This is a genomic window from Sphingorhabdus sp. (assembly GCF_046154385.1).
Classification (GTDB): domain Bacteria; phylum Pseudomonadota; class Alphaproteobacteria; order Sphingomonadales; family Sphingomonadaceae; genus Sphingorhabdus_B.
This window is the reverse complement of sequence record NZ_JBJXFW010000034.1, coordinates 31,306-45,221: the sequence shown is the minus strand read 5'-3', so window position 1 is coordinate 45,221 and position 13,916 is coordinate 31,306. Positions and strand designations below refer to the sequence as shown.

The following is a 13,916-nucleotide window of genomic DNA, read 5'->3' as shown; positions in this document are numbered from 1 at the left end:
TCCGACTGGAAAATTTTGCTTTCAATCACGTTTACTTCGATCACGAACAAAATGGCTTTTCGCCCAATAACCCAGCAGAAAGACGACAGTCACGATGATGCTGGCCCACAATTCCTTTGAGCTTGTGGGTGACCATGCCATCATCACGAGCACGCCGCCCATTCCGGCGATCGCGAACCATGTGCCATAAGGGTATAGCCACATCTTCACCTGTAACCGATCAGGCGCTTCTGCCTCGAACCGGGCGCGCAGGCGAAGCTGGGCAACTGCCACCAGAATATAGATGAAAAGCATGATGGCGCCCGAGGACGTCACGAGAAAATTGAATACCTGATCTGGCGACAGGATCGAAGCGGCGAGGGCAAAATAGCTGAACAGGCTGGCGATCAGAATCGCTCTTGCCGGAACGCGTGCACCGCTCAGCTTAACGCAGGATTGCGGTGCATCGCCGTTGCGGGCCAGGCCGAACATCGCGCGCGATGTGATGTAAATACCTGAATTCAGGCATGAAAGTACGGCAACAAGGATGATGCCCTCCATAATCAGGTCGGCACCGGGATATCCCATCTGCCGGAGCGCATGGGCAAAAGGTGAGGTGCCAGCCTCAATCTCGGTCCAGGGAACAACCGAGACGATCAGGAAGATGGACAACACGAAGAAGATCAGGATCCGCAAGGATACCGAGATGGTCATATTCGCGATTGTCTTTGAACCTTCCTCAGATTCCGCTGCAGCCAGCGTCGCGATTTCAGCGCCGCAAAGCGAGAAGATCGTTGTCGCAACACCGGCAAAAATCGCGGCCGCTCCGGCAGGGGCAAACCCGCCATGCGCTGTCAGGTTCGCAAAGGTCGATCCGGATGGCGAAGTCACCCCGGTCGCGTAAGCCCCGGCCACAAGAATGAAGACGATGATCGCGACAACCTTGGTCGACGCAAACCAGAATTCGAATTCGCCGTAGGATTTCGCCGACATAAGATTGATTGCGGTCAACACCGCCATCAGCACGACGCCGATTTGCCAGATTTCGAGTTGTGGATACCATCCATTGATGATTTTGGCACCGGCAATGGCCTCAATCGCGATTACCACGACCCAGAAATACCAGTAGAGCCAGCCAACCATATAACCGGCCCATTCGCCGACCCCTTGCCGCGCGAAATCGGGGAATGTCTGCGTGCCGGGCATCGCGATCGACATTTCCGCGATCATCCGCATGACAAGCAGCACGAGAAAACCGGCAATGGCATAGCTGATCACTGCAGCCGGGCCGATATTGCCGATTGCGGTTGATGATCCAACGAAAAGTCCTGCGCCGATAATCCCGCCAAAAGTTATCATCGAAACATGGCGCGATTTTAATGACCGGCTTAACTCATCAGGTGCTGTTGCGCTTGGTTCCATCACATTATCCCCCTTATTCAAAGTGGTTCTAGCGTTGGAACGGCAGTCTTGTAAATGACAGGTCGTAAGGCAAAGCTTGTTGTAACATTTGCCACGCCTTTTACGCGGGTCAGGCGACGGCGCAGAAAATCTTCAAATTGCGTCAACGATGCGACCAATATCCGCAATTGATAATCGGCCTCGCCTGTCATCAGATAGCACTCCATAACTTCAGGAAATTGCGCGACAGCTGTTTCGAAATCTTCGAGATGGCGATCATCTTGCTGATCGAGACGCACGCGAACAAAGGCGGTAACAGACAGCCCCATTTTATCGGGATCGACCAAAGCGACATATCGCGCGATGGTTCCGGTCGACTCCAGATGGCGTACCCGGCGAAGGCAAGGGCTTGGCGACAAGCCCACCCGCTCGGACAAATCCTGATTGGACATGCGTCCGTCGGATTGCAAATAATCTATAATTTTGCGGTCTATCGCATCAATTGTGCTTTCTGGCATAATCATCCACCTGAGATATATTTATTGGCATAGTTTGCCAAAACATTGCCCAATATTGCCTCTATACGCAAGGACATGCCTTAGCGATGCAGTTAATAATATGCCAAATCCGAGAGAGACACGCCGACATGACCACAATGATCGCGGACACGCGCGAAGAAAAAATTGCCACGATTGAAGCGCTGGACGCGAGATTACGCTGGTTGTCGGCATGGACGGTGCATAACGCAAACCATCTGCGGTCCAAACGAGACGGTTTGAAAGTTGGCGGCCATCAAGCAAGTTGCGCGTCGATGACGGCCATTATGGCGGCCCTTTATTTTCATGCCTTGCGTCCGCAAGATAAGGTTTCAGTAAAGCCCCATGCCGGACCAGTGTTGCAGGCAATCCATTATTTACTGGGCAACCAGACGCTGGAACAGCTACAGAAATTTCGGGCATTAGGGGGCGCGCAAAGCTATCCATCGCGGACCAAAGATACAATTCCGGTCGATTTTTCGACCGGGTCAGTTGGCTTGGGCGTTGCAATCACGGCATTTTCCAGCCTCGTCCAAGATTATCTGATTGCGCACGGTGCGATGGCGGAATCGGATGCCGGACGGATGATTTCGCTGATGGGCGATGCGGAACTCGATGAAGGTAATATCTACGAATGCCTGATCGAAGGTTATAAGCATGATATCCGCAATTGTTGGTGGGTTGTGGACTACAACCGGCAGTCGCTTGATAGCACCACAGCAGACCGGATGTTTAGACGTTTCGATGACATATTTGAAACGTGCGGGTGGCGCGTTGTCACGTTGAAGCATGGCAAATTGCAGCGCGCGGCATTTGCCCGCCCCGGCGGAAAGTCTTTGGAAGACTGGATTGAAAATTGCCCGAATGCCGATTTTGCCGTGCTCACATATCAAGGAGGTCCGGCGTGGCGTGAACGGTTGCTCGCTGACATCGGCAGCAAGGCTCATGTCAAGAAGCTGCTTGATAGCTTTGACGATGACGGCCTTGCCGCTTTGATGACCAATTTGGGCGGGCATTGCATTGCTTCGTTGATGGATGCATTTGACAGCGCGGATGACGACCGGCCGACATTGTTCATTGCCTATACCGTTAAAGGCTATGGCCTTCCGCTGGCGGGCCATAAGGACAATCATTCGGGAATGATGAACCCTGCGCAGATCGATCAACTCCGCGAAACGTTGGGCATAAAAGCAGGGCAAGAATGGGATCCGTTTTCGGGTCTAGGCGGCAATATGGCGGCGCGTTTGAAAAACTTTGTCGATGAAAGTGTGCTCGCAAAAAAGCCATTGGAGGCTTTACCCAAACCGGTCCCAGTACCGGCACATTTTCCTGTTCCAACGGGTGAAACTCAATCGACGCAAGCTGCGTTTGGGCATGTCTTGCTCGATCTTGCAAAATCGTCCGAAGAATTGGCGGATCGGATTGTTACGACCGCCCCTGATGTAACCCAGACCACCAATTTGGGGGGATTTGTCAATCAACGTGGCCTGTTTCGCCGGTCGCAAGTCGCCGATATTTTTCGTGAGGCCAAGATTCCGTCCGCACAAAAATGGGCTGCGCATGCTTCGGGTCAGCACATCGAACTGGGTATTGCAGAAAATAACTTTTTTCTTTTGCTCACTTCGCTCGGGCTTGCCGCGCCACATTTTGGCACGCGCTTAATTCCTGTCGGGACGGTCTATGACCCGTTTATCTCCCGCGGGTTGGATGCGCTGAACTATGGATGCTATTCCGATTCCCACTTCTTGTTGGTCGGAACCCCTTCCGGGTTGACTTTGGGACCTGAAGGCGGAGCGCACCAGTCGATAAACACGCCGCTGATTGGCATGGGTCAGCCAGGACTAGCCTATTTCGAACCGGCTTATGCTGATGAAGTTGCCTTGTTCATGCGCTGGGCATTCGAATATTTGCAGGAACCGGATGGTAGCTCTGTCTATTTGCGGCTGAGCACCCGACAAATATCTCAGGAAGGCCGAACCGACGAGACGTGGCAGGAAGATGCGTTGAAAGGTGCATATTGGCTGCGCCCTCCGGCGCCAGGGACCGAAGCCGCTATTGTTTTTACCGGCGCAATTGCACCCGAAGTGCTGGCCGCTTGGGAAGAGTTGCAATATGACATCCCCGGTCTGGGTGTCCTGAATGTGACCTCACCTGACCTTTTGCATCGCGATTGGTCGGCGACCAAAGCCGCGCGCTGGACCGGCGGACAAGCAACCGCCTGCCATGCCGATGTGCTGCTTTCGAAGTTGTCGCCCAACGCGTCGATAGTAACCGTGATAGACGGTTCCCCTGCGGCGCTATCATGGCTCGGCGGAGTGCGCGCTATGCGGGTGAGCCCGCTGGGTACGGACCGCTTTGGTCAGACCGGAGACTTGCCCGATCTTTACCACGCCTATCGCCTCGATAAGGATGCCATCATAGATGCGATGGCGGAACTCTATCTCCGCCGTTGATCGCGTCGTCAGGCAGGGCGACTGACGGCTTTGCCATTAAAGCTTCGTAACAGCTCCAGATTAACGCCTTAACAGCCGCCAGATCGCGTGCCGATATAGCCGGAGCCAGCTGATCGTTCAGAAATGACCGATGGGAAAATAGCCCTACACCTTGCGGTACATCAAGATAGGCAGCGGTCCCGCTTTCGACAAAACCTGCCAGCATCCCTGCAAATTTGTCGGTTCGCAAAGTTTCAGGCGAGCCTGTAAGTATTAAAGTCACGCCGAAATGATGACCTGGCGGTGGCGGCGTGTCTGTCGGTATCATCATGATGCCGCTGATATCAGGCCGCCAGCTTTCGTCCATTTCAGGCAAGCTGCGCCACAAGCAATAATAATCGCGGCACACATTGGGCCGGCTGGCGTAAATACCGCACCCTTCGCCCAGGCTGCAATGTTGGCACATGACACCCGGTAGCTTTTGCATCCCGTCATCGAGAATCGCCAATTCCTTGCAGCATGCCGTGCAGCTTCCACATTCCCTGTCGGGAACTATATATTGTTCGTTTTCCAGCTTGTTTCACCTTCCAGAAGGTCCAAATAAGCGCAGAATTTCTCAAATTTATGACGTCGGGTTGCTCGGCAAGATTACCCGTAATATTTTCGCCACCGACGCGATCTTCAGCCGTTCTGCAGCGCTCACTTTGCTCCAGTCCGCCTCGCGTTTGGAAATGCGGATCGGTCCCTTGTCAAATCGGTCCGGGTTGCCGTTCAGCGAGTGATAATTGTCTTTCGATTTTACAGAAGTGGGGTCAATCCAGGCAGGGACCGGGTCCGAGGATAGCGACAGCTTTGCAAGTGCTTTGCCTATTGTGTGTTCGGGATTCGCGCATAATTCGCTATAATCCATCCGCGCAACGGGTGTGTTCCGGCCCAAACGTTTGACGAGATATTCAACTTTCCACCAATCTGTTGCGGCGGCTGCAACGGTCATGCGCTTCATTTCTTGCCCCATGCCTGGGTCGAATTTCGCAGATCGCCATGAAAGGATGACGTCGGCTGGGTCGCGATACAAATGAATCGTCCGCACCATCGGATGGCACGCCATCAGCCATGCCCGCGGTCCGGCCTTGGAGCTGTCGACAAGGACTGTGCTGCCAGATGCATCTGCTACGGCCTCATAAATCCGGAACTGGATGTCCAGAAAGCGTTGCACGTCCGGGTTTTTACGAAGGGCTTTGATATCAAAGCGATGGCTCGCAATAAAAGAAGTACGACACACCCTGTCTTCAAGATCCCTCAATTGGGCGAGTGCTGCCGGATCAATTCCCGCATTTTTTAAGACGGGCTGCCAAAATCCATCGGTGATGAATGGTGTTGCGCATGAACAAGTTATGTCATTTTCATGTAAGCGCCATAAGCAATGAAACTCGCCAAGCGCGGAAACTCCATAAGAAGAATGAATAATTCTTTCTAAAAGCGTGGAACCGCTTCTTCCAGATCCAGATATATAAATAATATTCTGTAGTTTAGTCATGATATAGTCTATTTTTATGCAAATTACATAACTTATGTTTAAAGTGAAATATTACATTATTATTACTATAAGATAAATAGTTGCGTGCCATTGCTTTCTTTTGCTAGCTGCACCTGAAAATGTCTAGTGCCGAATCTTCCAGACTTGCTTTTGTCGATACGTTGCGGCTGTTTGCAGCTGCGCTTGTCGTGTTTCAGCATCTGGCGGAAAAATACCCGACCTTGTCGACACGGTGGTTGGTCAAACTTGGCCCGGGCGTCATGGGTATCGTGCTGTTTTTTCTGATCAGCGGTTATGTAATTCCTTTTTCCGTCCGCAAAGGGCTCGATCTAAGAGCATTTTTGATGCGACGTCTGTGCCGAATCTACCCGCTGTTTTTGGCCGCAATTTGTGTGGTTGCCGTTGGAGGTTGGACCGGATTGCTCGGCCAATGGGGGTTTGTGCCGGAAATTAGCCTGTGGCGCTGGGCCGCCAATTTATTGCTTATTCAGGACTTTGTCGGAGTCCCCGCCATACTGGGCGTTAGCTGGACGTTGATTATTGAAATGATCTGGTATGCGTTGTTTGCGCTGGCGATCTTGGCGTTTAAGGAACGAGCGGCGGTTGTGCTTGCGATTATGATGCCATCAATTTTAATTGCTCTTGGTCTCGTGTCGCTGTGGCTGGAAACGCGTATTCCGCTTGGACGGCCTGCCATGATATATGCGGCAATTCTGGGATATCAGGCCTATCAATTTCATGCAGGCAAGCTGTCTCGTAACGGTTTGATGTTCGCATTGGGAACCTTTTTGGCCGTCAGCTGGGTGACCAACAGCATCGCATATGGCCTTTTCACGCATCCCAGTATTACTTTGGCGCAGGCACTGGGACCTTGGACGATTGCACCGTTGCTGTTCTTTGCCATCTTGCTCGTCAATCGCGTGCGACTGTCTCCAATTATCAACAGCGGTTTCCTGCCTCTTGCCGGGACAATCAGCTATTCAATCTATTTGCTTCACCCGATTGCCAACGCTGCAGCCGATCAATATTTTGTCGCATGGGCAAAAGTGCCTGCTGCGTTAGCACTGACCATCATACTTTCGGCGGTCGGTTATAACATGATTGAACGTCCGGGGATCAATCTGGGACGCTACCTCGTCGGCCGAAACCGTTCCGGATTGGCAAAGGCATGAACCGGATCAAGTGGCTTGATTCAGCGCGCGGGCTGGGAATAATTTTGGTGGTTATCGGCCATGCATTGGGTGGGCTGATAGATTCTACCTTGGGCGCAAACCAGGATATTTTCCGGCAATTGTTTTTTGCGATTTACACTTTTCATATGCCGCTTTTTTTCCTGCTATCCGGCCTGATGGTCACGCAGCGCCTCGAAAAAGGGCAGGGGGTTTTCCTTCGGGGTTTGTTACCTTCGATTGTGTGGCCCTATTTTTTGTGGTCGTTTATCCAGTTTACGATCATTTATGCACTTGGAACTTTGGTCAACCGACCGGCGGAAAGCTATTGGCCGGTCATTTTATCGCTCCCCTGGAATACAGTGTCGCAATTCTGGTTTCTATATGCGTTGTTCTGGATGCATATATTGTCCTTAGTGCTTATATCCCGCCTGGGTCGTGAAGGTTTTGTTTTGTTCGCACTTGCACTCAAGGCGCTGGCGCTGATTCTGATTTTGCCAGTGCCGCTAAAGCTCGTTTGCAGTCATCTTTTCTTTTATGCGGTTGGCGTCTGGTTGACTACCGCAGGATTGGAAGCACTGGTGATAAAGCGGGGGTCGTGGTTAAAGTCTGTGGTGGCACCGTTGGTTGCCGTGGCTACGATAGCGGCAACATTGTCCGCCGTGCCGCGATATGGAGCAGACATTGCTTTGTTTACAGCAGGATCCCCGGAAATTGCCAATTTGGCGTGGCGTTTTCCAGCAATGGCTGCAGCGATATTTGCTGTTGTGGCGGTCATGGGATTTGCAAGTCTCCCGCGTGTGGCGGATTCGCGCATCCTGTTATGGCTTGGCCGCATGACGATGCCGATTTTTGTTCTTCACGTGATGTTTCTGGCGGGGACGCGCATTGTCCTGATCCGTTTGGATCTCATAACTCATCCTGCTCTTTTATTGGCAGTCTGCGTTTTCGCCGGTCTCTTTGGACCGTTAATCATAGAACGCATAACTCGGGCGCTTGGCCTTAATAAATATTTGGGATTTCAATGACCGGGTTAAACATCATGCTCAACGGTAAGTTCCTGTCGGCAGCCCCGACGGGGGTGCACCGTGTAGCGCAAGAATTGGGGAATGCGCTGGCCGATTTAGTGTTTGAAAATCATGAAGCCGTGCGGGGTCTGAAATTAGAAGTCGCCATCCCGTATGATGGCTTGGAACGGTCAAATGCGATGCGTTTGCCTATCCGTGTGATAAAGCCATTCCGAGGCATCCCTTGGGAACAGATCAGCCTGCCGTTGAACTCAGGTAAAGCGACATTGCTGAATTTATGCAATATCGGCCCGGTTATCGCGCGCGATGCCGTGACAATGATCCATGACGTGCAAGTGCATCTTTCGCCTAAATCCTATTCGAAAGGATTTCGGCTTTGGTATCATGCGGTGCAGCCATTGATGGCAAAGCGCCATCGGCATATTCTGACCGTATCCGAATTTTCGCGTCAGGAAATTGCTAAGGCAGGATTGTGCGGTCTTGACCATATCTCGGTCGTCCATAACGGCGTGGACCATGTTTTGAATGTGGCTCCGGATTATTCGACCATCGGTAAATTCAAATTGGACCAGACGCCTTATGTTCTGGCGCTTTCGACGGTGCAGGCCCACAAGAATATTGGTTTGTTGATGAAGGCTTTCGCCGATAGCCGGCTTTCGTCCGTCAAACTCGTCTTGTTCGGAGGAAACGCCCGAGAATCATTCGAGGCTTTGGGCATAGAGGTTCCTGCCAATGTAGTTTTTGCAGGGCGGGTGAGTGACGGTGAACTGCGCGGGCTGATTGAAAACGCGCTTTGTCTGGCGTTTCCATCCACCACGGAAGGGTTCGGTCTACCCCCCTTGGAGGCGATGCTTCTTGGGTGTCCGGCGATTGTTGCGCCTTGCGGGGCGCTGCCAGAGGTGTGCGGCGACGCGGCACTTTATGGTGCGCCAGATAACGCAGAAGAATGGATTGCTGCGATTGCCCTGCTATCGAGTGACTCAGCATATCGTTCGCAGTTGGTAAAAGCGGGGGTAAATCAGGCAAGTCAGTTTACCTGGCGCGCTGCTGCATTAAATTTGGCAGGAATTCTTACACAAATTTGATGGTTAAAATTCTGTTAGTCACAGAATTGAAATGCCGGTGCCTTCGAATCTACATGAACGCCGCGCAGAGGGTTTTTCGACCCGAGTTCTAACATCTCAATAAACCGTCAGGGATTTTGCTGCTTCTATGCTGTGTCGATCTGCGATATTTGCACACCTGTCCCGTGCGACGCTTGGACTGTCAATTGCGGCAGTGCCTAATGTTGCCTGTGCACAGGAGGTAGAGAGCAATCCGGCGCAAGTCATCGCTCCTCCTGAAAGCTTCATGATACAGGCTATCGATGTGGTTGGGGTCACCAGCCTTTCGCAAGCTGATGTTGAGCGAACCATTTACCCTTTCCTTGGACCAGGTAAGACACCCGCAGATGTCGAGCTGGCGCGTAAGGCGATTCAAGACGCTTATGCCAAGCAGGGCTTTGAAGCCGTCGTCGTTGAAGTTCCACCCCAACCGCAAGAAGATTTTGCGCGGGGGCTGGTACAGATCCGGGTCGGCGAAGCGCCGATTGCGAATGTCAAAGTGTCGGGATCAAAACATCACTCTGCGCTTGTACTGCTCGGTCAATTGCCTTCGGTGAAATCAGGAAAACCGCTTAATTTCAGAGATTTGCAACGCGAACTTGCCGCAGCCAATCGCTTTCCGGATCGTGAAGTCACGCCGTCATTCGATGCAGGCGAGGTGCCAGGCACAATTGATGTTGACTTGAGAGTACGAGGCGATTTTCCGCTTCACGCTTCATTTGATCTGAACAACGACAACAGCCCCAATACCGTACCGTTGCGATTAACCGGCTCGGCACGTTACACCAATTTGTGGCAGATCGGGCACACGATTTCGGCTGGATTTTCGATCGCACCGGAGAAACGGTCCGACAGTGCTGCGATTTTTGGATCCTATTCTGCGCCCCTTATCGGTACGCCCTGGACGCTAATTTTAAGCGGCTATAAATCAAATAGCAATATTGCGTCGCTCGGCGGTACGAACGTTTTGGGCAATGGTTACCAGGTTGGCGTGCAGGCCATTTACCAATTGCCATTCGACCGGGATTATCACGCATTCCGGGTTGGCGTGGATTATAAAGATTTCAAGCAGGACATCGGACTGCGTGGCACCACGATCAGTAATGCACCTATAAGCTATGTGCCGCTGACGCTGGGTTACAATGCGTCGATAAGCAGGGAAAAAGCGTCACTGGACCTGAGCGTCAGTTCAACGCTCGGCTTGCGGGTCATTAAGAAAATCAGCTGCTTTGACCCGACGGCGGCGATTTGCCTTCCGGAAGATCAATTTACGAATCGTGAGGTGGATAGCACCGAGAACTTCGCACACGTGAATGTAGACCTTACCTATACCGCGAGCTTTCCAGGTGATTGGGTAACAGAAGCGAAGTTTTCCGGTCAATATGCCGACAGCCACCTTGTTTCCAATGAGCAATTCTCGATTGGCGGGCTTTCGACCGTTCGTGGATATTATCAATCGGAAGCAGTGGGTGATCGCGGTATCGCAGGGTCCGTTGAGTTTCGTGCACCATCACTGGCGACCTATGTCGGCACATTTGTCGATGAGCTTCGCTTTTTCAGCTTCATGGAAAGCGGAATTGTATCGGTTATCGACCCGTTGCCTGATGCCCAGTCGGTATTCCGCATCGGCTCATTCGGTGGCGGCCTCCGCATAAAGATACTCGGCCGCTTCACAGGCGAAGTGATGGTGGGCGTGCCTGTTGCAAGTACCAATGATACTAAAAAAGGCGACCCACGCTATACTTTTGCAGTCAAGGGTGAATTCTAAAAAATGTCTTCGGTTCAGGAAATCTAACATGATACGGCAACTCTTAGTACTTATTTTCTCTTTAATCGTCTTTACTTCACCTGCTCATGCTTGGTGGAATAAGGATTGGGAGTATCGTAAGGCAGTCACGGTGGACACCACAGCATCTGGTGTAAACGTCAGCGGTCCTGTGGGGCGCACCGTTGTGCTTATTCGCCTGCACAGCGGCAATTTCACATTTACCGAGGCGTTGGAAAACGGAGCCGACATTCGTATCGTCGACACAGACGATAAGTCGCCCTTGCCATATCATATCGAGAGCTTTGACGCCAAGACCGGCATCGCCACAATCTGGGTCTCGGTGCCAACGTTGAACGGTGGCGAGAAAAAACAGTTATGGCTTTATTTCGGCAATGCCAATGCGAAAGTCGGCGAAGATGTCGCCGGCAGCTTTGATGCCGATTACATGGCCGCGTATCATTTTAGTGAAGGCCCCGGCGTCGCGCCTGCCGATAAAACCGCAAATGCGAATGCTGCACAAACGGCTCCTCCGGGCGTGAATGATAATGGAATAATTGGCCGTAGCGCACGTTTTCCGGGGCAGGGCGCCATTACTATCCCTGCCTCGCCTTCGCTTGCAATGGCGGCCGGTGCGCCGTTTACGTTCAGCGCTTGGGTAAAGCCGGACCAGCTTGCCGGCAATCAGGCTATTTTTGCGCGTGGACCTATGGTTATCGGCATTAACGAAGGTGCGCCTTATGTTGCATTAGGCGGAGCATCGACACAGGCTAGCTCGGCGGTCAAGCAAGCTGACTGGAGTCACATAGCCGTTGTCGCGGACGGAACGACGATCAAGATTTACGTCAACGGGATAGAAGCAGGGGCGGCGACAGCTGCGCTTCCGGCGATTGACGGCCCGATCCTGATTGGTGGAGCCGAAGGGGCTCCATTTGGCGGCGAGATCGACGAAGTCCGCCTGTCAAAAGTTGCGCGTCCTGCTGCGATGATGTTGGCGATGGCCAATGCAGAAGGGCCTTCCGGTAAATTGGTCAGCGTATCGGAATCAAACGAAAAGCAAGGAAGCGGCGGCGGAGTTCTGGGCTTTATTCTTGGCAAGATCCACGCCCTTGACGCATTCATCATCGGTCTTTGCATGCTGCTCTTGGGGGCTGCGATCTGGTTGATGTTCACCAAGATCCGCGATCTGAATAAGGCGGATCGCACGAATAAAGTGTTCAAAAAACGCTTTATGGAAATGCACGAGGAATTGGTGCCGGTTGCGGACATCAAGGGCATCGATCCAGCTGAAGTCGCTTATATCAAGGCATCTCCGCTCGGCCGCTTGTATGAAACAGGTATTGACGAACTTATAGTCCGCCAAAAAAGCCGAGGATCGCGACCGCTGTCTGGCGAAGCCGTCGAAGCGATGCGCGCAGCCGTCGACGCCGTTGTTGTAGATGAAAACCAGAAGCTCGACAAATGGATGGTTATTTTGACCATAGCCATTTCCGGTGGTCCGTTCATCGGGCTGCTCGGCACGGTGATCGGGGTTATGAGCACATTTGGCGGCGTGGCTATGGCTGGCGATGTCAATGTCAACGCAATCGCACCCGGAATTGCAGCCGCTCTGTTGGCAACCATTGCCGGCATGGCCTGCGCCATTCCATCCTTGTTCGGGTACAACTACATCAACAGTCGCATTTCTTCGGCTGCCGATGAAATGCGGGTATTCGTTGACCGTTTGATCACCCGGCTCGCGGAAATGCAGGCCGATGCCGCGGAAACTCCGCCCCCCTACCAAATCGCTGCTGAATAAAGGGAGATTGGACCATGCAAGTCGGTGGCGGCCGCAAGGCCTATGACGAAATCAACATCACGCCAATGTTGGACTTGGCCTATGTGTTGCTCGTTATTTTCATTCTGATGGCAACAGCCTCTGTTCAGGGCATTAAAGTGGATTTGCCCAAGGCAAGTTCCGCGAAAAGTCTGGTGCAGCCCAAAACGATTGCGTTGACCGTCAGCAATGACGGCCAGATCTATATGGATGCATTTCCGGTAACCATACCGGATCTGGAAACCCGATTGCGGAACGCAAAAGCGACCGATCCCGAAGTGCCGATTGTATTGAAGGGGGATCAAACCGCGCAATATGGTAAGATCATGGAAGTCCTGGATCTGTGCCGCCGGCTTGACTTAAGCAAAGTCGGTCTGGTCACTGGCAAGCAAGCCGCGTCGTAGGCGATTGAAATCCATCATGGCACAGGCCCCCGCATTTCAGGAACCGAGTTCAAAAGGTCCCAAAACCTATCTGGCGATGGCGCTGGGTGTTTGTGCTCTATTGGGCCTGATCTGGTTTATATATACGTCGTGGAATTCTGTACCGGGTGTGGCGGTTGAACAAACACCGCCAACCGCAATCGATATGTTGCCACCGCCGCCACCGCCCCCTCCGCCACCAGAGCCACAGGAAAAGCCGCCCGAGCCGACGGATAAGCCAAATCCGACGCCTGAACCAACTCCCGCACCTACGCCTGACAAACCGACGCCTGCGCCGATGCAGATAGATGGCCCGGCCCAGGCAGGATCGGATTCATTCGGCCTAACATCGGGAAGCGGAGGCGGCATGGGTGCCCCGTCCAGCAAGGGAACGTGCATCGGTGCCAATTGTGGTGCGCCAGCAAAAACGGTCCCGGGTGCTGACCGACTTTGGGGGCGTAACATTGCCAATGCTCTCGAAACTCACGTTGAAAACAGCAAAAAAGTAAATGTGGACGCTTTTGTAAGTGAATACGATGTCTGGGTCAGTACTTCCGGCGTTCTGACGCGCGCGAAGATCGTAAGATCAAGTGGTAACGCAAAGCTCGACCAAACGGTGTTGGCCCTGCTCCTGACCGCCCGCGGATTGAAGCCCCGACCGGAATCATTGCCATCGCCGCAACGCGTCAAGGTGGGGCGCAAGCGATTTTGAAATTTATCGGTTCAAA

General features: G+C 52.6%; 12 protein-coding genes. 8 read left to right on the top strand and 4 right to left on the bottom strand.

Annotated elements, in window-relative coordinates; translation table 11 throughout:
- Positions 1-21 precede the first annotated feature (21 nt).
- Complete coding sequence (locus tag ACKVOS_RS06180) at positions 22-1,401, bottom strand: amino acid permease (RefSeq protein ID WP_409211159.1); 1,380 nt, start codon at positions 1,399-1,401, stop codon at positions 22-24.
- Positions 1,402-1,418: 17 nt separating this feature from the next.
- The gene (locus tag ACKVOS_RS06175) at positions 1,419-1,904 is read right to left on the bottom strand and encodes an Lrp/AsnC family transcriptional regulator (protein ID WP_409211141.1); all 486 of its coding nucleotides are present in this window, start codon (positions 1,902-1,904) and stop codon (positions 1,419-1,421) included.
- A gap of 122 nt (positions 1,905-2,026) precedes the next feature.
- Between ACKVOS_RS06175 and ACKVOS_RS06170 the strand changes: the two genes are divergently transcribed.
- Positions 2,027-4,369, top strand: coding sequence for a transketolase (locus ACKVOS_RS06170; protein ID WP_409211140.1), 2,343 nt, complete (start codon positions 2,027-2,029; stop codon positions 4,367-4,369).
- Here the strand turns inward: ACKVOS_RS06170 and ACKVOS_RS06165 are convergent.
- Together ACKVOS_RS06165 and ACKVOS_RS06160 are read right to left on the bottom strand one after the other, a co-directional pair.
- Entirely contained in the window at positions 4,332-4,835 is a 504-nt protein-coding gene (locus ACKVOS_RS06165; protein WP_409211139.1) for a hypothetical protein, read from the bottom strand. The two genes, ACKVOS_RS06170 and ACKVOS_RS06165, sit on opposite strands and share 38 nt — an antisense overlap.
- Before the next feature lie 135 nt (positions 4,836-4,970).
- Positions 4,971-5,885, bottom strand: coding sequence for a sulfotransferase (locus tag ACKVOS_RS06160; RefSeq protein ID WP_409211138.1), 915 nt, complete (start codon positions 5,883-5,885; stop codon positions 4,971-4,973).
- Positions 5,886-6,004: 119 nt separating this feature from the next.
- Between ACKVOS_RS06160 and ACKVOS_RS06155 the strand changes: the two genes are divergently transcribed.
- The 7 genes from ACKVOS_RS06155 to ACKVOS_RS06125 all read left to right on the top strand — a co-directional run bounded on the left by ACKVOS_RS06155 (position 6,005) and on the right by ACKVOS_RS06125 (position 13,900).
- A complete protein-coding gene (locus tag ACKVOS_RS06155) occupies positions 6,005-7,057 on the top strand; it encodes an acyltransferase family protein (protein ID WP_409211137.1) in 1,053 nt (350 codons plus the stop codon).
- Positions 7,054-8,082 (top strand): acyltransferase family protein, encoded by a 1,029-nt coding sequence (locus tag ACKVOS_RS06150; protein WP_409211136.1) that lies wholly within the window; start codon positions 7,054-7,056, stop codon positions 8,080-8,082. Before ACKVOS_RS06155 ends, ACKVOS_RS06150 begins: the two co-directional genes overlap by 4 nt.
- Positions 8,079-9,167 (top strand): glycosyltransferase family 4 protein, encoded by a 1,089-nt coding sequence (locus ACKVOS_RS06145; protein ID WP_409211135.1) that lies wholly within the window; start codon positions 8,079-8,081, stop codon positions 9,165-9,167. Before ACKVOS_RS06150 ends, ACKVOS_RS06145 begins: the two co-directional genes overlap by 4 nt.
- A 127-nt stretch (positions 9,168-9,294) precedes the next feature.
- Positions 9,295-10,953, top strand: coding sequence for a ShlB/FhaC/HecB family hemolysin secretion/activation protein (locus ACKVOS_RS06140; protein ID WP_409211134.1), 1,659 nt, complete (start codon positions 9,295-9,297; stop codon positions 10,951-10,953).
- 28 nt (positions 10,954-10,981) lie between these two features.
- On the top strand, positions 10,982-12,748 hold the full coding sequence (locus tag ACKVOS_RS06135) for a DUF2341 domain-containing protein (protein ID WP_409211133.1): 1,767 nt from the start codon (positions 10,982-10,984) through the stop codon (positions 12,746-12,748).
- Positions 12,749-12,762: 14 nt separating this feature from the next.
- Positions 12,763-13,170 carry an ExbD/TolR family protein gene (locus ACKVOS_RS06130; protein ID WP_373475820.1) on the top strand — a complete coding sequence of 136 codons (408 nt, stop codon included), beginning with the start codon at positions 12,763-12,765 and terminating at the stop codon, positions 13,168-13,170.
- Between the two features lie 16 nt (positions 13,171-13,186).
- The gene (locus ACKVOS_RS06125) at positions 13,187-13,900 is read left to right on the top strand and encodes an energy transducer TonB (RefSeq protein ID WP_409211132.1); all 714 of its coding nucleotides are present in this window, start codon (positions 13,187-13,189) and stop codon (positions 13,898-13,900) included.
- Positions 13,901-13,916: the final 16 nt, after the last annotated feature.

Coding starts and splice junctions, on each gene's coding strand:
- ACKVOS_RS06180 (WP_409211159.1), bottom strand. CDS start 1,401: ATGGAACCAAGCGCAACAGCACCTGATGAGTTAAGCCGGTCATTAAAA.
- ACKVOS_RS06175 (WP_409211141.1), bottom strand. CDS start 1,904: ATGATTATGCCAGAAAGCACAATTGATGCGATAGACCGCAAAATTATA.
- ACKVOS_RS06170 (WP_409211140.1), top strand. CDS start 2,027: ATGACCACAATGATCGCGGACACGCGCGAAGAAAAAATTGCCACGATT.
- ACKVOS_RS06165 (WP_409211139.1), bottom strand. CDS start 4,835: ATGCAAAAGCTACCGGGTGTCATGTGCCAACATTGCAGCCTGGGCGAA.
- ACKVOS_RS06160 (WP_409211138.1), bottom strand. CDS start 5,885: ATGACTAAACTACAGAATATTATTTATATATCTGGATCTGGAAGAAGC.
- ACKVOS_RS06155 (WP_409211137.1), top strand. CDS start 6,005: ATGTCTAGTGCCGAATCTTCCAGACTTGCTTTTGTCGATACGTTGCGG.
- ACKVOS_RS06150 (WP_409211136.1), top strand. CDS start 7,054: ATGAACCGGATCAAGTGGCTTGATTCAGCGCGCGGGCTGGGAATAATT.
- ACKVOS_RS06145 (WP_409211135.1), top strand. CDS start 8,079: ATGACCGGGTTAAACATCATGCTCAACGGTAAGTTCCTGTCGGCAGCC.
- ACKVOS_RS06140 (WP_409211134.1), top strand. CDS start 9,295: ATGCTGTGTCGATCTGCGATATTTGCACACCTGTCCCGTGCGACGCTT.
- ACKVOS_RS06135 (WP_409211133.1), top strand. CDS start 10,982: ATGATACGGCAACTCTTAGTACTTATTTTCTCTTTAATCGTCTTTACT.
- ACKVOS_RS06130 (WP_373475820.1), top strand. CDS start 12,763: ATGCAAGTCGGTGGCGGCCGCAAGGCCTATGACGAAATCAACATCACG.
- ACKVOS_RS06125 (WP_409211132.1), top strand. CDS start 13,187: ATGGCACAGGCCCCCGCATTTCAGGAACCGAGTTCAAAAGGTCCCAAA.